The organism is Dactylosporangium sp. NPDC049742, from assembly GCF_040674675.1.
GTDB classification, from domain to species: domain Bacteria; phylum Actinomycetota; class Actinomycetes; order Mycobacteriales; family Micromonosporaceae; genus Dactylosporangium; species Dactylosporangium maewongense.
On sequence record NZ_JBFANF010000028.1, the window covers coordinates 27,969 to 48,606 of the forward strand.

Here is a 20,638-nt window from a genome sequence, read left to right on the forward strand (position 1 = left end):
TCTCCGGCTCAGTCCAGGATTTCGACAAATCCACTGTCGACTGTCGCTTCGCGACTGTCGAGTTAGGACGGAAACTTCGGCGGTGAAGGAAAGGACGGCATCGTCGGGAACGGCGGCAGCGGATCACCGATGCCCGGCAGGCTCCGCCCCGGCGACGGCACCGCTGTCGGACGCTTCGTGGGCGGTTTCCCGCCACCGCCCCCGTTGTCCCCGCCGCCCGGTGCGGTGGATTCCTCGACCGGCGGCGCGCTGGACGGCTCCGGGGACGTGGCGCCCGAGGGGGCGGGCGAGTCGCTGGGGACGACCGCGGGCGTGGTGCCGTTCACCCGCGTGGGCTGCCGCCCGCCGCCGTCGAACGCGCCGCTCATGAGCACGGCGCCGACGCCGAGCAGGATGAGCAGCAGCACCGCCCCGCCGACACCGGCGAGGACCCGGCGGTCGGACCGGCGCTCGCCGGCGGGCGGCGCGGCGGCGTCGGACGCGTCGTCGGGGGCACGCAGCCAGGTCAGCGCGCCGGAGTCGGGGTCGGCGGCGGCCGGCGGCGCGTCCGCGGCGGACGCCAGGACCTCGGTCGGCGGCTCGGCGGCATCCTCAAGGTCCACCGGGTCCACCAGGTCCACCGGCGCGTCGGGCTTGACGAGCGAGGGGCCGGGGATGGGGCCGGTGGGCCGGTCGGGGAGCACGGGCCAGGCCGCGGGCACGACGACATCGGTGGACCGCTCCCCCTCGGCGGTGGGGGCCGCCTCGGCGGAGGCCTCCCGCTGCTGAGGGACCGCGGGCGTGAGCACCACGGTGAACGCGTCCGGGTTCGGGTCCTCCTCGACCGGCGGCGCGGCGGGCTCACCCCCGCCGGGTGTGTCGCCGCCCCAGAGCGGGACGTCGGTCACCAGTTCGGGTCCGGCATTTCCGGTATCGACCGGTTCGTCGGAGTCTTCAGACTGCTCGGTCTCAGCCGGTACCGCGGCATCCTCGGCGACGACGTCGGCGGCGGCCTCCACGGGCGTGGCGGACTCGGCCGGCGCCGCGAGGGCCTCCTGCAGCGCCGCAAGGGCTCCGCCGGGAACGCTCTGCGCCGGCTTGGCGAGCACCACGGCCTCCGCCTCCGCCGCCTCGGCAGCGGGCGCGACGACCTCGGTGGGCGGTTCCACCTCGGGAGCGACCGCAATGACCTCGGTGGGCGGTTCCGCCGCGGAAGTGGGCGCGACGACCTCGCTGGGCGATGTCACCTCGGCCGCAGATGCGATGACCTCGGTGGGCGGCTCCAGTTCGGCAACGGGCGCGATGACGTCGGTCGGCGGTTCCACCTCGGGAGCGAGCGCGATGACCTCGGTCGGCGGCTCCGGGTCCGAGGCCGGCGGGACGGCGTCCGCCGGCGGCTCCTCCGGCGGGGAAGCCGACAGCTGGGGAGCCGGCACATCGGCAGCCGGCACATCGGCAGCCGGCAGCTGGGACGGCACGGTGGGCAGCTCGGCGACGTCCTGGCGGACCGACGCGGCGAACGCGCCCGCCCCCCGCGCCTGCGTGGGCAGCTCGGAGAGCGGCAGCCCGTTCGGCTCCGTCGGCAGGTCCTTGATCGGCACGGCCACCATGAGCGCCGCCGAGGCCGCGGCCGGTGAGGTCGGGGCGGTCGGCAGCGGCACCCAGTCGACCCGGCGGACCGGGGCGGACACGGGCGCGGTCTGCTCGGCGGAGCGGGCCCAGAAGGTGACCGCCTCGGCGGGCAGCCGGGGCAGCGGCTCGAAGCCGTCCAGCGCGCCCTCGGCGACCCTGAGCCGGCCCATGATCGAGGCGGCCGCCGGGCGCATGCGCGGGTCGAGCTCCATGCAGCCCTCGATGATCGGCCACAGCGCGGCCGGCATCCCGGGCGGTGGCACGGGCACGCAGTCCGCGTGGCGGCGCAGGACGTCGTTGGGGGATCCGCCGCGGTACGGGCTCCGGCCGCAGATCAGCTCGAAGAGCACGACCCCGAGCGCGTAGACGTCGGAGGCGGGGCTGGGCAGGCCGCCCGCGACGACCTCGGGCGCCACGTACTCGGGCGTGGCGTGGGTCGGCCCGGCGGGCTGGTCGAGGCGGCGGGCGACGCCGAAGTCGGCGAGGCGCACCGGGCCGCCGTCGAGCGGGACGAGCAGGTTGCCGGGCTTGACGTCGCCGTGGACGATGCCGGCGGCGTGGACGTACGCGAGCGCGTCGGCGACCTGGGCGACGACCTCGGCCGCGGCGGCGGGCGGCAGCGGGCCGTCGGCGCGCAGCCGGCGCCGCAGGTCGGGCCCGCCGACGAGCTCCATCGCGATGGCGAGCAGGCCCTTGCCGGTGATCAGGTTGTGGACCCGGATGACGGACGGGTGGTCGAGGCCGGCGAGCAGCTCGGCCTCGCCGAGGAACCCGTCGACGAGCTCGGGCACCTCGGCGGCCTCGGCGCGCATGACCTTGACCGCGACCCATCGGCCGGTCTGCTCGTCGTACGCCCGCCAGACCGCGCCGATGGCGCCGCGGGCGACCTCGGTCTCCAGCCGGTACCGGTCGCCGAGCATGGTCTTCGTCTTCATTGCGGACCCCTCCCCATCACCTAGGACGGTAGGCCCGCATCGATGCGGCTGGACGGCCCGGGTGGGCCGGTTGGCACAAAGAAAGGAGTAGCCAGACTACATATTCCGAACGCGGCTCCCCCGGCGCCGGTGCTACATGTGTGAGCGCAGCTCCCACAGCTCCGGGTAGAAGCGCAGCTCGACCCGGGAGCGCAGGTAGGCGCCGCCGGCGCTGCCGCCGGTGCCGGCCTTGGTGCCGATCTGCCGCTCGGCCATGAGGACGTGCCGCGCCCGCCACATGCCCCACGCCTGGTCGTGCGCGACCATCGTCTCGGCGAGGTCCCAGAACGGGCCGTGGTGCTCCCGGTCGCGGGAGATCGTGAGCAGCGACGCGATCCGGTCCTCCTTGGTGGCGACGGCGAAGCCCGCCTTCTCCAGGGTGGCGAGGAACGCCTCCCAGAGGCTCGGCTCCTCCAGGCGCCGGTTGAGCCGCGCCTGCTCGGCGTCGGACAGGCCGCGGAAGCGCTGCAGGTACGTCGGATCCTTCAGCCCGGAGAGGAACTCGATCTCCCGGAACTGCGCCGACTGGAACCCCGAGGCCGGGGACAGCTTGTTGCGGAAGCGCAGGAAGTCCTGCGGGGTCATCGTGTCGATCACGTCCACCTGCCCGACCAGCACCCGCTGGATCGACAGGCAGCGCTCCAGGCGCACCCTCGGCAGATAGGTCTCGCCGGCGAGGAGGCGGTCGCGGGCGTCGGTGAGCTCGTGGAGGATGAGCTTGAACCACAGCTCGTACACCTGGTGGATGGTGATGAAGAGGAGCTCGTCGTGCGCGGCCGGGTCCGACTCGGGGACCTGCGCGTCGAGCAGGCCTGCCAGTTGCAGGTAGTCACCGTAGGTGAGGCGGCCGCCCTGCTCCCCGAAATGCGTGTCCTGCCAGTTGCCGGCAACGTTGCCGGGCGATGGGTTGGTCACCTCCCAAACCTATAAGGTCACCAGTCGTGACGAGAGTTGCACTGGTCGGCTGGCTGGGTCGGTTGGCGGCGGACGAGCTGGGCGCGGTGCTGCGCCGCCGTCCCGACGCGCTCGGGGCGCCACCGCCGGAGGACCTGGTGCAGCTGGCCGCGCGGCTGACCGCCCGGACCGGCGTCGACGAGGTGGTGGCGCGGCTGCCGCTGCCGGCCGTGCAGGTGCTGGAGGCGCTGGGCGGACCGAATCCGGTACCGCTGCCGGAGCTGGCGGACCGGCTCGGCGTCGCCGCCGACGACCCGGCGCTCGACGCGACCCTGCAGGTGCTGCTCCAGCGGGCGCTGGTGTGGCCGTCGGAGGACGACACCGCGCTGTTCACCGCGGCGCAGCTGCCCGCCCCTTCCGGGCATGACGCGTTCGAGCCGGTGCCGCCGGCGCCGTCGCTGCGGCCCGCCGACCGGACCGAGGTGCGCGACGCGGCGGTACAGGCGGCGACGCTGCTGCTGGAGCGACTTCCGGTGCTCCTCGACGCGGCGGCGGCGCGCCCGCTGAGCCGGCAGCGCTCCGGCGAGGTCGCGGTGCGGGAGCGACGCCGGCTCGCGTTCACGACGGGCCTCGACGAGCCGACGGTGGCGCTGCTGGCGGACCTCGCGGTCGCGGCGCGGCTGCTCGGGCCGGACGGGGTGCGCTTCGTGCCGACGCTCGCCTACGACGAGTGGGCCGACCGGGCGCCCGCGGACCGGCTCGCCAGGCTGCTGACGCAGTGGTGGTCGGGCGAGCCGCTGCGGCAGGTCGTCGTGCGGGCGCTGCACGAGCTGCCCCCGGACACGGCCGTCGCCGACGTGGTGTCGTTGGCGCCGCTCGTACGATGGACCGCGCCGCTGCAGACGAGGGCCCTGGACGACCTCGGGTCCGTGGTGGCCGGCATCGTCGACGAGGCCACCCTGCTGGGCGTGTGCGCGGCCGGGGCGCTGAGCCCGCTCGGCCGGGCGCTCGCCGACGGGCGGGGCGTCGCGGAGGTCGCGGCGCGGCTGCTGCCCGCGGGCCCGCCGGCGGACGCCCTGCACGTGCGCGGGGTCGGCAGCGTGATCGTCAGCGAGGACACCGACCTGCTGGACTCGCTGGTCGCCGACGGCACGCTGGCGGCGCTGAAGCTGCGCCGGGTCGCGCCGACCGTCGCCGGGTCGGCGCTGTCACCCGTGGACACCCTCGCCGCGCTGCGGGCCGCCGGCTACCGTCCGGCCCGCGACGCCGGCCCGGGGCCGGTCCGGCTGCACCGCGCGCGGGTCGACCACGCGCGCCGCCCACCCGCGCGGGCCACCGTGGACCCGGGTGAGCTGGCGGCGCGGTTGCTCGTGCCGACGCAGCGGACGCCCGATCCGTTGGAGCTGATCCGGCAGCGGGCGCCACAGCTGCGCGCCGACCAGGCCCAGCTCCTCGCGACCGCGGTGGAGGACGGCTCGCCGGTGTGGATCCGCTACGTCGACGCGCAGGGCCGCGCCTCCGAGCGGGTCATCGACAACGCGCACCTGTCCGGCTCCACCATCGACGCGTGGTGCCGGCTGCGCCGCGACGACCGTGCCTTCACCCTGGACAAGATCGTCGCGGTCGCACCCGTGCGGGTCTAGCCCATGTGCGGGTAGCGGTGGTCGGTCGGCGGCACGAACGTCTCCTTGATCGTCCGCGGCGACGTCCAGCGCAGCAGGTTGTGCCACGATCCGGCCTTGTCGTTGGTGCCGGAGGCGCGCCCGCCGCCGAACGGCTGCTGCCCGACGACCGCGCCGGTCGGCTTGTCGTTGACGTAGAAGTTGCCGGCGGCGAAGCGCAGCGCGTGCGTCGCCCGCTCGACGGCCTGCCGGTCGGTGGCGAAGATCGAGCCGGTGAGCGCGTAGGGCGCGACCGACTCGGCCTGCGTGACGACGGCGTCGTAGTCGGCGTCGGGGTAGACGTGCACGCCGAGGATCGGGCCGAAGTACTCGGTCGTGAAGACCTCGTGCGTGGGGTCCGTGGACTCGACGACCGTCGGCCTGACGAAGAAGCCCTCGCTGTCGTCGGTCGTGCCGCCGGCGACGACGGTGCACGACGGCGAGTTCTTGATCCGGTCGAGCGCCTGGGCGTGCCGGTCGAACGCCCGCCGGTCGATGACGGCGCCGCCGAAGTTGCTGAAGTCGGTGACGTCGCCGTAGACCAGCTCGTCGGCGGTGCCGGTGAGCTGGTCCTTGATCTTCGCCCAGATGCTGGCCGGGACATACGCGCGGGACGCCGCCGAGCACTTCTGGCCCTGGTACTCGAACGCGCCGCGGATCAGCGCCGTCGTCAGCGCGGCCGGGTCGGCGGACGGGTGGGCGATCACGAAGTCCTTGCCGCCGGTCTCGCCGACGATCCGCGGGTAGGAGCGGTACTCCCGCTCGGCGACGGTCCGGTTGAGGGTGCGGAACACGGCGGTCGAGCCGGTGAAGTGGATGCCGGCCAGGTCGCGGTCGGCGAGCGCGACCTCGGACGTGGCGAGCCCGTCGCCGGTCACCAGGTTGATCACGCCGGCGGGCAGGCCGGCGGCCTCGAACAGCCGCATCGTCAGGTGCGCCGCCAGCTGCTGCGTCGGCGACGGCTTCCACACGACGGTGTTGCCCATGAGCGCGGGCGCGGACGGCAGGTTGCCGGCGATCGCGGTGAAGTTGAACGGGGTGATCGCGTAGACGAACCCCTCCAGGGGCCGGTGGTCGAACCTGTTCCACACCCCGGGCGACGACTTCGGCTGCTCGGCGAGGATCTGCTGGGCGAAGTGGACGTTGAACCGCAGGAAGTCGATCAGCTCGCAGGCCGCGTCGATCTCGGCCTGGATCGCGGTCTTGCTCTGCCCGAGCATGGTCGCGGCGTTGAGCGTGTCGCGCCACGGGCCGGCGAGCAGGTCGGCGGCGCGCAGGAACACCGCGGCCCGCTCGCTGAACGGCAGGTCGCGCCAGCCGGCCGCGGCCCGCTTCGCCGCCTCGACGGCGTCGGCGGCGTCGGCGGTCGTCGCGTTGTGGGTGACGCCGAGCACATGCCGGTGGTTGTGGGGCTGGACGACGTCGATCGGCTCGCCCGACGCCATGCGCTCCTTGCCGTCGATCGTCATCGTCAGCTCGAACCGCTCGCCCGCCAGGTCGGCCAGGCGGCGCTGCAGGCTCTCGCGCTCCGCCGACCCCGGCGCATAGCCGCGGACCGGCTCGTTGGTCGGGTCAGGCACAGCGAACAGGCCATCCATCACGGGACTCCAGATCTCTACTCGGCAACGTCGGCGAGGTTTCCTCTCATCTTCCCACGGTCCCCTGAACCGTCGTTCGGGTCGCTTCCGCGTACGCTGCTAGCTCGTGGCAACAAAGGTCGTCTCGTCTCAGGTGGAACGCCGGCCCTACACGGTGCTCGTCGTCGCGCTCATGCTGCTCGCGCTGACCCTCTGGTCGACCTACAGCGTCATCGCCAACGCCGCGAGTGAGTTCCTCGTCACCACCCTGGCCGCCCTGGTGCTGCCGAGCATCCTGCTCGCCACGGCCCTCGCCGGTGGCGCCGCCGGGGTCCTGGCCGTCGGCCTGCTGCCGTGGCGCCGGCTGTTCGCGGGCGCCGCCGGTGGTCTGGTCGTGGGGCTGCTCGCGACGGGCGGGATGCTGCTGGCGTATCACCATGGGCCGGCCGTGCCGTACGTCGCGGCGGTCGTGGCCGTGACGGGTGCGCTGGGCGGCGCGGCGGCCGCGTTCCGCTTCCCGGAGGCGGTCACGGCCGGGATCGCCGGTGGCGTGGCGGCCACCGCGCTGGGGCTGGTCGTCGCCTACTTCCAGAACGACCTCGTCGACCTCTTCGGCAACCAGGAGACCGTCGGCACGATGGCCGAGGCCGCGTCCCGCCTGCAGCTGACCACGTCGATCCTCAGTGGCGTGCTGGCCGGCGTGGTCGCGTTCATCGCCCTGCGGCGCACCGGTGCCGCCCTGCCGTGGCCCGTGTACCCGGCGGCGGGCGCCACGGCCGGTGTCGTCACCCTGGTCGCGACGCTGCTGGGCTGGCTGGGGCGGCTGCCGCTGACCGCCGTCGTCGAGGACTACAGCGCCTTCGACGCGCAGATCATCTACAGCCGGCTGCCGGAGCAGATCAACCACGGGATGATCGTGCTCTTCGCGGGCGCCTTCACGGCGATGATCCTGGTCGGCCGGACGATCCGGCGCGCTTAGCTTTTCGCTGTTTGTTGGCTTTTCGCTGTTTGTTGGCTTTTCGCTGTTTGTTGGCTTCGCTGTTATTGGATGAGCTGGTCCAGCTCGGACGGGTCGTACCACTCCAGCTCGTGGTCCTCGGCGCCGTCGACGGTGAACTGCGCGTCGGGGTCGCCGGCCGCGGCCTCCTCCACCACCTCCGCGGCGGCCGACACCTCCGGCTCGGCGTCGCGGCCGTCGACGTGGATGGCGGCGACCGCCCGCAGCGGCACCTTGCCCGACACCTCGACCTGGCTCGACCCGAGGTCCAGCCCGGCCATCTTCAGCGTCTTCTCCGGCAGGTCCACGCAGAGCACGACCCTGCGCCGCGGCGCCTTGGGATCGTGGCGCAGCAGCCGCAGCGCGCTCTGCGCCGCCCGGGTGAACGCGACGTACTCCAGCTCCTCCTCGTCGCCTTCCGCGTACCACTCCCGCAGCGCGGGCGTGACGGCGTGCGCCTCGGACGGCGGGGGCAGCTCGCCGCTCTCCCGCAGGACGGCCAGCTGGGCGAGGGTCGCGGGCAGGTACACACGGGTGAGGTCACTCGTCACGCCACCTGTACTACACCCTCATCGGCGTTTTCGGTGCGGAAACGCCCATGTGTCCTTCAGCGCTCGTGGGGGGCCGTCCGGGGCTGTCGGGGCCTAACGGTGGCAAACTGAGGTCATGGAGCCGCGATTCCTGCTCATGGCCGACGTCGCCGAGCAGTTGAACGTGTCGACGTCGCAGGTCTACCACATGGTCCGCAGCGGCGAACTGCCCGCTATCAAGGTCGGCGGCCGGGGCCAGTGGCGGATCGAGCGCTCCAAGCTGGAGGAATACATCGAGCGCAAGTACGCGGAGACGGCGGAATGGGTGCGCTCGAACCCGCTCACCGACCGCTTCGACGACGCGCTGTAGCCCCGGTCCACCCGCGCAAAGCGACGCTAGCCCCTTGTCCGGATTTATCATCTCTTTGTGGTCGAGTTGATCTTGTGTTTGCTTGCGTTTGCCTTGACCGAGGTTCGGTAGGGTCTTAGAAAGGAGGAGGCAAACGTAGGCAAACGCAAGGATCGGGGGAAGTCATGGCGCCCACCACGACGCCCGCTCGCCCACGCCGCGCCCGCACGTCGGCGTCCCGCCCCGGCACCGCGGCCACCACCTCGCCGTCCCGCCGCGCAGCCACGGCCGCCCGCCCACCCAGCGACGGCTCGGCGGCTCTGGCCGGTGACGCCGCTGGTCACTCGGCGGCAGCGGCCGGCGATGCGGCCGTCCTGGCCCGTCCCGCCCCTCCGCTCGACCCGCCGTGCGAGGAGGCCGTGGTCCGCCGGCCTTCGCAGCCGACCGGTGGCATGGACTTCCTGCCTGGCGACTGGGTGGCGTTCCCCACCAGGACGCCCCCCGCCTCCGCCCGCCAGCCACCGGCACCACTCTCGGCCGGCGCGCCCGCACTGCCGCCACCACACCCGTCCGCCCAGCGGTTCGTCGGCATGTGCGTCGAGATCCTCAACGGCTACCGCCCGGCGTCCCACCTGCGCCAGGTCACCCACCCGAAGCACTGCACCGCCATCACCGACCAGCTGATCCGCCGGACCGTCCGCGTCCGCATGACCCCGTCGCACGCCGCCCGCCAGGGCCACCTGGTCCGCGTCAGGCGCATGCTCGTCACCGAACCCCTGCCCGGCATCGCCGAGCTGGTCGCCATCCTCGAGCAGGGCTCCGCCACCTGGGCGATGGCCGTCCGCCTGGAGCGCCTGCCCCACCGGACCACGGGCCACCCCACCTGGCTGTGCACCCTGGTCCAGGTGGTCTGAAGCCCCGGTGCCGCCCGCCGAGGGAGGGCGGCAGGCGGCACCGGCCAATCCCCGATCCCCCCGCCACACCGCCCGTCCCGGCACGGGGCAGGACGGGCCCCGACAGGGCAGCGGGAGCCCCTCACCCGGTCAACCTCGCGGACCGGGTACGGCTCCCGCTGCCCGGCACCCCACTCACCACCGAGACCCACCACCGAGGTCCACATTGACCCCCGGTGCGCCCGCTGGAGGGGCGGCGGGCGCACTGGGACTCCACTCACCCCTCAACCCCAAGCCCCGGGTGCACCAAGCCTGAGCAACGGCAGGCTCCCCGGGGCACTCCACCCACCCGCCAACTCCAGATCCCCGGCACCTGTCTTGAGAGCGGCGAGGCGCACCGGACTCCACCCACCCAAGCCCCAGGCACCCGCCTTGAGCAACGGCGAGCACACCAGGACTCCCCTCAACCCCGTGCCCCGGCGCCCACGGGAGGGGCGGCGGGCGCACTGGGACTCCTCCCACTCAGTCCCTGGGTGCACCCAACCCAAGCAGCGGCGGGCGCAACGGGGCACTCCACTCGCCCGCCAACTCCAGATCCCCGGCGCCCGCCTTGAACAGCGGCGGGGCTGCACCGAACGCCACCCACCAATCCCAAGCCCTGGGCACCCGTCTTGGGCAACGGCCAGCGCATCAGGACTCCACCCGCCCCTCAGCCCCAGGCACCCGGCGCCCGTCTTGAACAGCGGCGGAGCGCACCGAACGCCCTGGCCCGCAACCCGGCGCCCGCGGGAGGGGCGCCGAGCGCGCTGAGACTCCACCCACCCCTCAATCCCAAGCCCCGGGGTGCACCCAACCTGAGCAGCGGCGGGGTGCACCGGACTCCGCCCACCCGCCAATCCCAAGTCCTGGCGCGCCCATCTTGAGCAGCAGTGGGCACACCGGGCGACCGCCCACCCTCAACCCAAAGCTCCCGGTGCGCCCATCTTCAGCAGCGGCGGAGCGCACCAGACGCCACTCATCCGCCAACTCGAAGTCCCCGTCTTGGGCGGCGGCGGGCGCACTGGGACTCCGATCCCTTGTGCGCTCGTGAGGGGCGGTGGTTCAGGTGCGGACAGGCGGACGCCCGCCGGGCTGCGGAAAGAAATCAGCAGTGCGGCGGGCGTCCGGTGGGGCTGGGTGGCTGCGCGGGTCAGGCGCCGCCGGGGGCGCCGTGGCAGCGCTTGTACTTCTTGCCGGAGCCGCAGGGGCAGGGGGCGTTGCGGGACGGGCCGTTGCTGGCGACCGCCTGGCCGGGGGAAGGCTTGCGGGCCGCCGACGGTGCGGCCGGGCCCGAGCGGCGCACGCCGGGAGACGGCGACGACGACGGGGCCGGGCGGGTGGTGCCGCCGCCCAGGCCGAGGGCCGGTGCCTCCTCCTGCTGCTCGATGTGCACGCCCGCCTCGCCGTCGATGGTCGGGGCGGAGTACTGCAGCGCACGCGGCATGCGGTTGCCGCCGAGGCCCTTGGCGCGGATCTCGACGTGCGGCTCGGGCAGCGGGACGTTGGCGCCGGTCTCGGCGGCCGCGGCCACGTCCAGCACCGGGGCCGGAGCCTCCTCGACCTGGACCTCCAGGTTGAAGAGGAAGCCGACGGCCTCTTCCTTGATGCCTTCCTGCATCTGCTGGAACATGTCGAAGCCTTCGCGCTGGTACTCGACCACGGGGTCGCGCTGCGCGTAGGCCCGCAGGGTGATGCCTTCCTGCAGGTAGTCCATCTCGTAGAGGTGCTCACGCCACTTGCGGTCGATGACGTTGAGCAGGACCTGGCGCTCCAGCTCGCGGACGGCCTCGGCGCCGAGCTCCTCCTCGCGGCGGTCGTACGCGGCGTGGGCGTCGTCGATGAGCTGGTTCTTGAGGAACTCGGGGTCCAGCGAGCCGCCGGCCTCCTCCTCCAGGTCCTCGATGGTGACGCCGACCGGGTAGAGCTGCTTGAGGTTCGTCCACAGCTGCTCGAGGTCCCAGTCCTCGGCGGTCTCGCCGAGGGAGGTGGCGGAGGTGACGTAGTCGCCGACGACACCGTCGATCATGTTGCGGACCTGCTCGCTGAGGTCCTCGCCGTCCAGGACGCGCTTGCGCTCGGCGTAGATGACCTTGCGCTGCTTGTTGAGGACCTCGTCGTACTTGAGGACGTTCTTGCGGATCTCGGCGTTCTGCGCCTCGATCTGGGTCTGCGCGCTCTTGATCTGGCGGGTGACCATCTTGGACTCGATGGGCACGTCCTCGGGGATGTTGAAGCGGTCCATGACCGCCTCGACGGCGCTGGCCCGGAAGCGGCGCATCAGCTCGTCCTGCAGGGACAGGTAGAAGCGGGACTCGCCGGGGTCGCCCTGACGGCCGGAGCGGCCGCGGAGCTGGTTGTCGATGCGGCGGGACTCGTGCCGCTCGGTGCCCAGGACGTAGAGGCCGCCGGCGTCGGTGACCTCGTCGGACTCGTCCTCGACGAGCTTCTCCCAGCGCGGGAGTGCGTCCTCGAAGGCGACCGTGTACTCGTCCGGGGTCTCGTCCTCGTCGAGGCCGCGCTGGCGCAGCTCGGCGGCGGCGAGGTACTCGGCGTTGCCGCCGAGGAGGATGTCGGTGCCACGGCCGGCCATGTTGGTGGCGACGGTGACCGCACCCTTGCGGCCGGCCTGCGCGATGATCTCCGCCTCTTTGGAGTGGAACTTCGCGTTGAGCACGGAGTGCGCGACGCCGCGCTTGCGCAGCAGCTGCGACAGCAGCTCGGACTTCTCGACGGAGACGGTGCCGACGAGGATCGGCTGGCCGAGGGCGTGCCGCTCGACGATGTCGTCGACGACGGCGTTGTACTTCGCCTTCTCCGTCTTGTAGATCACGTCGGGGTGGTCGACGCGGACCATGGAGCGGTGGGTCGGGATGCTGATGACGCCGACGCCGTAGACCTTGTTGAACTCGGCGGCCTCGGTCTGGGCGGTGCCCGTCATGCCCGACAGCTTCGAGTACAGGCGGAAGAAGTTCTGCAGGGTGATCGACGCGAGCGTCTGGTTCTCCTGCTTGATCTCGACGCTCTCCTTGGCCTCGATGGCCTGGTGCATGCCCTCGTTGTAGCGGCGGCCGTGCAGGATACGGCCGGTGAACTCGTCGACGATGAGGACCTCGCCGTCGTTGACGACGTAGTCCTTGTCGCGCTTGTAGAGCTCCTTCGCCTTGATGGCGTTGTTCAGGTAGCCGACCAGCGGGGTGTTGACCGACTCGTAGAGGTTGTCGATGCCGAGCTGGTCCTCGACCTTGCCGACGCCGCGCTCGGTGACGGAGATCGTGCGCTTGGACTCGTCGACCTCGTAGTCGCCGTCGCCGTCCTTGCCGCGCTTCAGGCGGCCGACGACGCGGGCGAACTCCTGATACCACCGGGCGGACTGCTCGGCCGGGCCGGCGATGATCAGCGGGGTGCGGGCCTCGTCGATCAGGATCGAGTCGACCTCGTCGACGATCGCGAAGTTGTGGCCGCGCTGCACGAGCTCGTCCCGCGACCACGCCATGTTGTCGCGCAGGTAGTCGAAGCCGAACTCGTTGTTGGTGCCATACGTGATGTCGCAGTCATACGCGGCCCGGTGCGCCGACGACGGCTGGTTGGGCAGCACGGTGCCGACGGTCAGGCCGAGGAACCGGTGCACGCGGCCCATCCACTCGGCGTCGCGCTGGGCGAGGTAGTCGTTGGTCGTGATGACGTGCACGCCCTTGCCCGAGAGCGCGTTGAGATATGCGGGGAGCACGCAGGTGAGGGTCTTGCCCTCACCGGTCTTCATCTCGGCGATGTTGCCGTAGTGCAGGGCGGCGCCGCCCATGACCTGCACGTCGTAGTGTCGCTGACCGAGCACCCGGGAGGCGGCCTCGCGGGCGACCGCGAACGCCTCGGGCAGGATGTCGTCCAGCGTCTGACCGTCGGCGAGCCGCTCCTTGAACTGGTTCGTCATGTCGGCCAGCTCTTCGTCGGAGAGGTCGGTGTACTCCTCCTCCAGCGAGTTGACGGCATCTGCGACAGCCTTCAACCGCCGCACCTGGCGACCTTCGCCGGCGCGGAGGATCTTCTCGAAAATCGACACGGGTCAGCGCTCCCTTAAACGTCTGCGACCCATCGTAGGCGGCTTCTTGCCCGAACTGCCGCCCCCGCCCACCCACTCTACGGACACTGATGGACAAAGCCGTACAAATCGCTTCGATGTACCGAAGAAATATCCGCCGACAGCGGGCACATTTGGGGCAGGATCGGCGGTCATGGAGCCGATCGAACTGACCACCGGCGACGGGCTCGTCCTGCGCGCCTGGCATGAGGACGACGCCGAGGACGTCTTCCTCGCCTGCCAGGATCCCCTGATTCAGCGCTGGACCATGGTGCCCGTGCCTTACCTGCGGGAACAGGCCGCGGCCTACGTGCGGGAGATGTCGCGGGCCGCGTGGGTCACCGAGACGTCGGCGCCGCTCGGGGTGTTCGACGCCCGCACGGGTGAACTGCTCGCCTCCGCCGGCCTCGTCACCCTCGACCTGCGTAACCGGCAGGGCGAGCTCGGCACCTGGGTGGCGCCGTGGGCGCGCGGGCGGCGGGTCGCCGAGCGGGCCGGCCGGGCCGTCGCGCACTGGGCGTTCGAGGTGCTGGGGCTCACGAAGCTCGTCTGGCGCGCCGAGGTCGGCAACCACGCGTCGAAGCTCACCGCCGAGCGGATCGGCTTCACGTTCGACGGCGTGGTGCGGGCGCTGCTGCCGGCGAAGGAGGGCGGGTTCGTCGACGGCTGGCACGGGGTGATGCTGCCCGGCGAGGTCTGCGACACACCCCCGGCGTGGGTCGCTCCGGGCGGCCCGGGCTCGCTGCGCGCCCACACGTTCTGCACCCCGCCGGTCCGCCTGCCGGCCGGGCCGGGCACGCTGCGGCTGGCCCGCGACGGCGACCTGGACGACCTGGTGATGACGTTCCGCGACCCGGAGACCGTCCAGTGGACGTCGGTCCCGCTGGACTACGGCCCGGAGCACGCCATGGACTTCATCCACCACCGCTACCCGAACGGCTGGCTGCAGGGCACGGGGGTGGGGTTCGTGGTCGCGGACCCCGACGACCGGTTCGCCGGCACCATCGACCTGCGGATCAACCCGATGGACCCGGTCAGCGCGGAGCTGGGCTTCTCCTCCGCGCCGTGGATGCGGGGCAAGGGCTTCATGACCGAGGCGGCGCGCGCGATCTGCGGCTTCGGGTTCGACCGGCTCGGCCTGGGCCGGATCGTCTGGCGCGCGCACGTGGGCAACATCGGATCGAGGAGGGTGGCGGAGAAGGTGGGATTCGTGATCGAGGGCGTCCAGCGGGACAGCTGCGAGCAGCGCGGCACGCGGGTCGACGGCTGGGTGGCGACCCTGCTCAAGCGGGACCTGAAGTGACCGTCGCGCTCAGGCCGTTCCGGGACGAGGACGCCGACGCGGTCGCCGAGGCGTGCAGTGACCCCGTCATCGCGCACTACCTGCCGTTCCTGCCCCAGCCGTACACCCGCGACGACGCCCTGGCGTTCTTCCGGCAGAAGCCCGAGGACCCCGCGATCGTCGACGCGGCGACGGACCGGGTGCTCGGCGCGATCGGGTCGACGCCGCGCGGCACCGGCACCGTGGAGGTCGGCTACTGGGTCGCGCCGTGGGCCCGCCGGCAGGGGGTGGCGTCAGCGGCGCTGGAGCAGTTCAGCGCCGGGCTGTTCGCGCAGGGGCTGCGGCGGCTGTACCTGGTGACGGCGCTGACCAACGGCGCCAGCCAGCGGGTCGCCGTCGCCGGCGGGTACGTCCGGGAGGGCGTCGCCCGGGCCGCCTCGCAGGCCGCGGACGGCAGCTGGCAGGACATGGTCGTGTGGGCCAGGACCGCCGGCGACCCGCCCGGCCCCAGCGCCCGCGCCCTGCCGGACCTGCCCGGTGGCGTGCTGACCGACGGCGTCGTCGCGTTGCGCCCGATCGGCGAGGAGGACGGGCCCAGCACGTACCAGATGCGCAGCCGCCCGGACGTCAGCGGCAGGTCCGTCGTCGGCACCCCGATGGACCCGGCCGTCGTGACCCGTCAATGCGCCGAGTCGGTGTCGAAGTGGCTGGCCGGCCAGCGGGCGGAGATGACCATCCGGGACGCCGCCGGCGGCACCTACCTGGGCGAGATCGCGTTGTTCTACTTCGAGCCGCTCCTGCGCGAGGCGATGATCGGCTACAGCCTCACCCCGGAGGCGCGCGGCAAGGGGTACGCCGCCCGCGCCGCCCGGCTGGTCACCGCGTGGGGCTTCGAGATCGGGATGGCGAGGATGACCGCCGGCACCGCCCCGGACAACGTCGCGTCGCAGCGGGTCCTGGAGGCGGCCGGGTATCACCGCGAGGGCCTGCAGCGCAGCCGGCTGCCCGGGCCGGACGGCACCCGGATCGACAACATCCAGTTCGCCAAGCTGCGCCCGGCGGCAACCTAGGCGTCATGTGGCGTTGCCGTGTGCCCGAGACAGTCTGGGCATGCGTCGACGTGCAGTGATCTCCGGCATCTCGGTGGCCGCCGGGGCGGCGGTCCTTCCACAGGCCCTCGTCAGCCCCGCGGCCTCCGCCCACACCACGAAGCCGCGGCCGGCCCGGCCGCTCGTCATCGGGCACCGCGGGGCGAGCGGCCACCGGCCCGAGCACACCCTGGCGGCGTACCGCCTGGCGATCGCGATGGGCGCGGACTTCATCGAGCCCGACCTCGTGCCCACCAAGGACGGCCAGCTCGTCGCCCGGCACGAGAACGAGATCTCGGGGACCACCGACGTGGCGTCGAAGCCGCAGTTCGCGGGCCGGCGGACCACGAAGTCCATCGACGGGGTCAGCGTCACCGGCTGGTTCACCGAGGACTTCACCCTCGCCGAGCTCAAGACGCTGCGCGCGGTCGAGCGGCTGCCCGCGGTCCGCCCGCACAACACGATCTACGACGGGCTCTTCGAGATCCCGACCCTGCAGGAGGTCATCGACCTCGCCCGCTCCGCCGGCGTGGGCATCTACCCGGAGACGAAGCACCCCACGTACTTCGCGTCCGTCGGGCTCGCGCTGGAGCCGCTGCTCGCCCGGATCCTCAAGCGCAACGGGCTGGCCGGCCGCAACGCGCACGTCTTCCTGCAGTCCTTCGAGCCGACCAGCATCAAGAAGCTGCGCGGCCTGGTGGACACGCCGTCGGTGGTGCTGCTCGACGCGGTCGGCTCGCCCTTCGACTTCCGCAGCAGCGGCGACCCGCGCACGTGGGCGGACCTCGCCAAGCCGGCCGGCCTGGACTGGCTCAAGACCTTCACCAACGGCGTGGGCGCGACGAAGAACCTGGTCATCGCGCGGGACGCGGCCGGCAACCTGCTGCAGCCGACGGCGCTGATCGGCGACGCCCACGCGCGCGGCCTGAAGGTGCACTCCTGGACGTTCCGCAACGAGAACCAATTCCTGCCGCTCAACCTGCGCAAGGGCACCGACCCCAACGCGTGGGGCGACGTGATCGGCGAGATCAGGACCTTCCTGGCGGCCGGGCTCGACGGCGTCTTCGCCGACTACCCGGACACCGCGGTCCTCGCCCGCGACCTGTGAGCTGACGGCGGGCCGGTTCGCACCGGCCCGCCGTTCGGCAACGGCTCAGGTGCCCAGGCTCATGACCCCGTAGTCGTACGCCTTGCGGCGGTAGACGACGCTGGGCCGGCCCGACTCCTTGTCGTTGAACAGGTAGAAGTCGTGGCCGAGCAGCTCCATGTGGAACAGCGCATCGTCCACGGTCATCGGCTCGCCCGGGTGTTCCTTCTCCCGGACGATGTGCCACGGCTGGTCGTCCTGCTCGTCGATCAGGTCGAAGGACTCGGCCTCGACGTCGGCGAGTGTGGCGACGCTCGCGCGCTCAGGTTGTGTGAACGCCAGCGACGCGGTCGCCGCGGCGACGGAGACCGGCGCGTGCCGCCCCCGGTGGACGCGCCGGCGGTCGGCGGCCCGGCTCAGCCTGCTGTCCAGCTTGGCGATGGCGGCGTCCAGCGCACTGTAGAAGTCGGCGGCGCAGGCCTCCGCCCGGATCACCGGCCCTCTGGAGACACACGTGATCTCCACACGCTGGCAGTGATCGGATTGGCGCGGATTGCGCTCGTGAAACAACTCGACGTCGACGCGGATGAGCTTGTGGTCGTATCGCTCGACCTTCTGCAGCTTGTCTGCGACGTGCTGCCGGTAATGGTCGGGCACCTCGACGTTGCGGCCCTTGACGACGATGTCCACTCCTGGCCTCCCCCACGGGTCTAACAAAAGAAACGGGTTTGGGTTCGGTTGTTGTCCGGACTGCTCGGCCGGATCGCGCCTCCCCAGAGGCTGAGCCTTCGCGGCACGCGACCGAAACGGATGGGGCAGAGTCCTCCCTTCCGAACCGGCGCTTCGCGAACGCCGGCAAGGTCTTCGGTCAGGTCGTCTCTCGACGTTAAACCGAGGACAGCCGCTAGTCACCCCCGGTTCACAAGAACTCTCCGATCAACTTCTGAATCCCTCCTCGCGGATTACCCCGAGTGGCGCACGAAGTAACGTTCCGCACAAACCGGGACGAAGGGCGTTAGCTACGCGGCACGCTGCGTAGCGGCCAGAACGGCCACGCGGTGGACCCGCACACCCTCGGCGGCGAGCCGCGCCGTGGACGCGGCGAGGGTCGACCCGGTGGTGATGATGTCGTCGACGAGGATCACGGCACCGGCGGCCGGCCTTCCCCGGCCCCGCACCGCGAAGGCCTGCGCGGCCGCGCGGGCCCGCTCGGTGGCCGACAGCTCGGTGGAGTCCTCCCGCTTCGGCAGCGCCCGCAGGAGCCCTTCCACCCGCACCTCGGCGCCCCGCCGGCGCAGCGTCGCGGCCGCGGCGACCGCGAGCCGGTCGACGTGGTCGCCGAAGCGCCGCCTGGCCGCCGCGCTCGTGGCCGGCACCGGCACCAGCGTCACCGGCCCGGCACCGGCCGGCACGGACGCGGCGACGACCCTGGCGAGCAGCCCGCCGAGCACCGGCGCCAGCTCGTGGCGGTTGCGCTCCTTGTACTGGATGAGCATCCGCCGCAGCGAGCCGGCATACGCGGCCAGCGCGAACGCCGGCGGCAGCCCCGGCGGCTCGGGCACCGGCCGCGTGCGCCCCGGCCGGACGGCGGCGAGCGCCGCGCGGCACGGCTCGCACAGCGGCCCGGTGGCGGGCTTGTCGCACCCGGCACAGGTCGCCGGCAGCACCAGGTCCAGCAGGTCGGCGAGCAGCATGACGCCCCGTCAGTCCGCGTAGAAGGGCGACTTGGCGATCAGCTTCGGCGTCTGGGTCGCCGACGGGCTGGGGGTCCCGCCGCCGGGGGCATCCACCTCGATCGGGTCGACGGACGTGGCGTACACGCCCCGCGCCTGATCCTTGTCCTGGAACATGACCAGCACCAGCTCCAGCGACTTGGCCGCGTCGTTGGTGCGCGCCGACAGCTCGGTGACGGGGAAGGCGCTGGGCTTCTCAGGTTTCCGCGGCAGGGGCTCCTCGCCGGTGCCGTCGAGGCTGGTGCGCACCAGCGAGTAGTTGGCCTCCGGCGGCCCGTTGGCGGGGTTCGGCTCGCCGCCGATCACCAGCGAGGTCTCGGTAAGCCAGCCGACGGCCCTGTTCGCGCCGAGGGAGTTGGGCACCGCGTGCTGCTCGCCGAGCGTGAGCTTGCCGTTCTCGAATTTCAGGGCCGCGACCTTGGTCTCCTTGCCACCGATGACCAGGGCGACCCGCCGGCCGTCGGGCGACACCGAGAAGGCCGAGACGTTGGTCAGCTCCGTGTCGTTGGGGCCGGGCACCGCCACCCGCACGGGCGGCTCGCCCGCGGCGCCGGGCGGGGTGACCGCCCACAGACTGGCGCCGTCGGCGATCAGGAACCGCGGCGCCGGGCGGTCGATCCACACCGGCCGGCTCAGCGTCGCGGCGGTCATGCCGGGGACCTCGACGTACGTGGGCACCCGGTTGTCGGCGTTGACGAAGAGCTGCTCCTTGTTGCCGACCTTGCGGACCAGCGCCGCCCTCGTGCGCGCCCGGTTGATCGTCGCCGAGACGACCGCCTTGTTCCACTCGCTCGGGCCGAACAGCGCGGGACCGTCGGTCGCCGTGCTGAGCTGCCGGACCGACTCGTTGACGATGGCGAACCTCTCCTGGTCCAGGTCCCCCTGCACGACGGCGGAGTTGTCGCCGAGGTAGCCGCCGGAGTCGTTCGTGGTGTCCCTGGCGTTCTCGAAGGACAGCGACACGGGCGGGTGCAGGATGAGCGACCAGCGGATCTGGCTCGCCAGCTTGCGCAGGTCGTCGGGGCTCTTGCCGGCCACCTTCGAGATCAGGTTGACGTTCACGCTCTGGTCGGCGTTGACCGTGGCGCTGCCCTTCGTCTCGATGCCGGACAGCCTGTCGACGGCTGGGGTCAGCCACGCCGACGGCCCTTCGACGAGCCATCGCACGACCTCGTCGACCCGCTTCGACGGCTGCAGCACCTTCGGCATGTACCGCAGGTCGGGCACCAGCTTCGGCTTCTCGACGTCCTTCTCCCAGAAGTAGATCGGCTGGCGGATGTACTGGTCCTGGAGCCCTGCGGTGCTCAGCAGCATGTACGGGGGCACCTGGGAGAACCGGACCTGTCCGCCGACCTCCTCGCTCTCGAACACGGCGGGGAACGTCCGGTCGCTGTCGGTGGGCCAGGCCGTGAACCGGCCGAACGAGTCGAGCTGACCGACGCGCGTCAGAACGACCTTGTAGGTCGATCTGGTGCCGTCCTGGACGATCTCGCTCTTCCCCTGCGCGACGACCGTCAGGTTTCCTGTCGGCTTCCAGGTCGCCGCGGTCTGCTCGGTCATGAACGTCTTCATGCGGGTCTGGGTCTCCGACGCCGCGTCCTGCTGGTCCGAGTTGGTGATGTTGCCGCCGACCGACGTCTTCAGGTAGCGGTTGACCAGGTCGGACAGGCTGGTGGCGCCGTCGGGCTTCTCGGGCGGGTCGGCCCGGTCCTGGGCGCGGCTCGGCTCGACGGCGGGGCCCACGTATCTCGGGTCGGTGCGGTCGGGCAGCCCGCACCCGCCGAGCGCCAGCGCGACCACGGCCACGCCCGCGGTGAGCCGCCGGAACCGGGCGGTCATGCCGACACC

Annotated in this window: 15 protein-coding genes; 7 read left to right on the plus strand and 8 right to left on the minus strand. The window is 72.3% G+C overall.

Annotated elements, in window-relative coordinates:
• Window positions 1-62: 62 nt before the first annotated feature.
• Window positions 63-2,546 carry a protein kinase gene (locus tag AB0J72_RS30235; protein WP_363404428.1) on the minus strand — a complete coding sequence of 828 codons (2,484 nt, stop codon included), beginning with the start codon at window positions 2,544-2,546 and terminating at the stop codon, window positions 63-65.
• Between the two features lie 132 nt (window positions 2,547-2,678).
• On the minus strand, window positions 2,679-3,500 hold the full coding sequence (locus tag AB0J72_RS30240; protein WP_363404430.1) for a tryptophan 2,3-dioxygenase family protein: 822 nt from the start codon (window positions 3,498-3,500) through the stop codon (window positions 2,679-2,681).
• A gap of 26 nt (window positions 3,501-3,526) precedes the next feature.
• Here AB0J72_RS30240 and AB0J72_RS30245 point away from each other — a divergent pair, with 26 nt between their 5' ends.
• Complete coding sequence (locus tag AB0J72_RS30245) at window positions 3,527-5,122, plus strand: hypothetical protein (RefSeq protein WP_363404432.1); 1,596 nt, start codon at window positions 3,527-3,529, stop codon at window positions 5,120-5,122.
• Here the strand turns inward: AB0J72_RS30245 and pruA are convergent.
• Window positions 5,119-6,738, minus strand: coding sequence for an L-glutamate gamma-semialdehyde dehydrogenase (gene pruA / locus AB0J72_RS30250; protein ID WP_363404434.1), 1,620 nt, complete (start codon window positions 6,736-6,738; stop codon window positions 5,119-5,121). The genes AB0J72_RS30245 and pruA overlap by 4 nt on opposite strands.
• A 106-nt stretch (window positions 6,739-6,844) precedes the next feature.
• Between pruA and AB0J72_RS30255 the strand changes: the two genes are divergently transcribed.
• Window positions 6,845-7,696, plus strand: a complete 852-nt coding sequence (locus tag AB0J72_RS30255) for a hypothetical protein (RefSeq protein WP_363404436.1) — start codon at window positions 6,845-6,847, stop codon at window positions 7,694-7,696.
• A gap of 62 nt (window positions 7,697-7,758) precedes the next feature.
• On the opposite strand, the gene AB0J72_RS30260 is transcribed toward AB0J72_RS30255, so the two are convergent.
• Complete coding sequence (locus AB0J72_RS30260; RefSeq protein WP_363404438.1) at window positions 7,759-8,265, minus strand: hypothetical protein; 507 nt, start codon at window positions 8,263-8,265, stop codon at window positions 7,759-7,761.
• 115 nt (window positions 8,266-8,380) lie between these two features.
• Between AB0J72_RS30260 and AB0J72_RS30265 the strand changes: the two genes are divergently transcribed.
• The gene (locus AB0J72_RS30265) at window positions 8,381-8,614 is read left to right on the plus strand and encodes a helix-turn-helix domain-containing protein (RefSeq protein WP_344501604.1); all 234 of its coding nucleotides are present in this window, start codon (window positions 8,381-8,383) and stop codon (window positions 8,612-8,614) included.
• 164 nt (window positions 8,615-8,778) lie between these two features.
• On the plus strand, window positions 8,779-9,507 hold the full coding sequence (locus tag AB0J72_RS30270; protein ID WP_363404440.1) for an Rv3235 family protein: 729 nt from the start codon (window positions 8,779-8,781) through the stop codon (window positions 9,505-9,507).
• Between the two features lie 1,168 nt (window positions 9,508-10,675).
• On the opposite strand, the gene secA is transcribed toward AB0J72_RS30270, so the two are convergent.
• Window positions 10,676-13,582, minus strand: coding sequence for a preprotein translocase subunit SecA (gene secA / locus AB0J72_RS30275; RefSeq protein WP_363404442.1), 2,907 nt, complete (start codon window positions 13,580-13,582; stop codon window positions 10,676-10,678).
• A gap of 172 nt (window positions 13,583-13,754) precedes the next feature.
• Here secA and AB0J72_RS30280 point away from each other — a divergent pair, with 172 nt between their 5' ends.
• From AB0J72_RS30280 to AB0J72_RS30290, 3 genes are read left to right on the plus strand one after another with little or no spacing between them, the layout of a single operon-like run.
• Window positions 13,755-14,903 carry a GNAT family N-acetyltransferase gene (locus AB0J72_RS30280; RefSeq protein ID WP_363404444.1) on the plus strand — a complete coding sequence of 383 codons (1,149 nt, stop codon included), beginning with the start codon at window positions 13,755-13,757 and terminating at the stop codon, window positions 14,901-14,903.
• The gene (locus AB0J72_RS30285) at window positions 14,900-15,952 is read left to right on the plus strand and encodes a GNAT family N-acetyltransferase (RefSeq protein WP_363404446.1); all 1,053 of its coding nucleotides are present in this window, start codon (window positions 14,900-14,902) and stop codon (window positions 15,950-15,952) included. Before AB0J72_RS30280 ends, AB0J72_RS30285 begins: the two co-directional genes overlap by 4 nt.
• Window positions 15,953-15,992: 40 nt before the next feature.
• Window positions 15,993-17,078, plus strand: a complete 1,086-nt coding sequence (locus AB0J72_RS30290; protein ID WP_363404448.1) for a glycerophosphodiester phosphodiesterase — start codon at window positions 15,993-15,995, stop codon at window positions 17,076-17,078.
• Between the two features lie 45 nt (window positions 17,079-17,123).
• Here AB0J72_RS30290 and raiA read toward each other — a convergent pair whose 3' ends face one another.
• The 3 genes from raiA to AB0J72_RS30305 form a co-directional block, all read right to left on the minus strand.
• Window positions 17,124-17,747, minus strand: coding sequence for a ribosome-associated translation inhibitor RaiA (gene raiA, locus AB0J72_RS30295; protein ID WP_360559541.1), 624 nt, complete (start codon window positions 17,745-17,747; stop codon window positions 17,124-17,126).
• A 329-nt stretch (window positions 17,748-18,076) separates the two neighbouring features.
• The gene (locus AB0J72_RS30300; RefSeq protein WP_363404450.1) at window positions 18,077-18,751 is read right to left on the minus strand and encodes a phosphoribosyltransferase family protein; all 675 of its coding nucleotides are present in this window, start codon (window positions 18,749-18,751) and stop codon (window positions 18,077-18,079) included.
• Between the two features lie 9 nt (window positions 18,752-18,760).
• Entirely contained in the window at window positions 18,761-20,629 is a 1,869-nt protein-coding gene (locus tag AB0J72_RS30305) for an LpqB family beta-propeller domain-containing protein (protein ID WP_363404452.1), read from the minus strand.
• Between the last annotated feature and the right edge of the window lie 9 nt (window positions 20,630-20,638).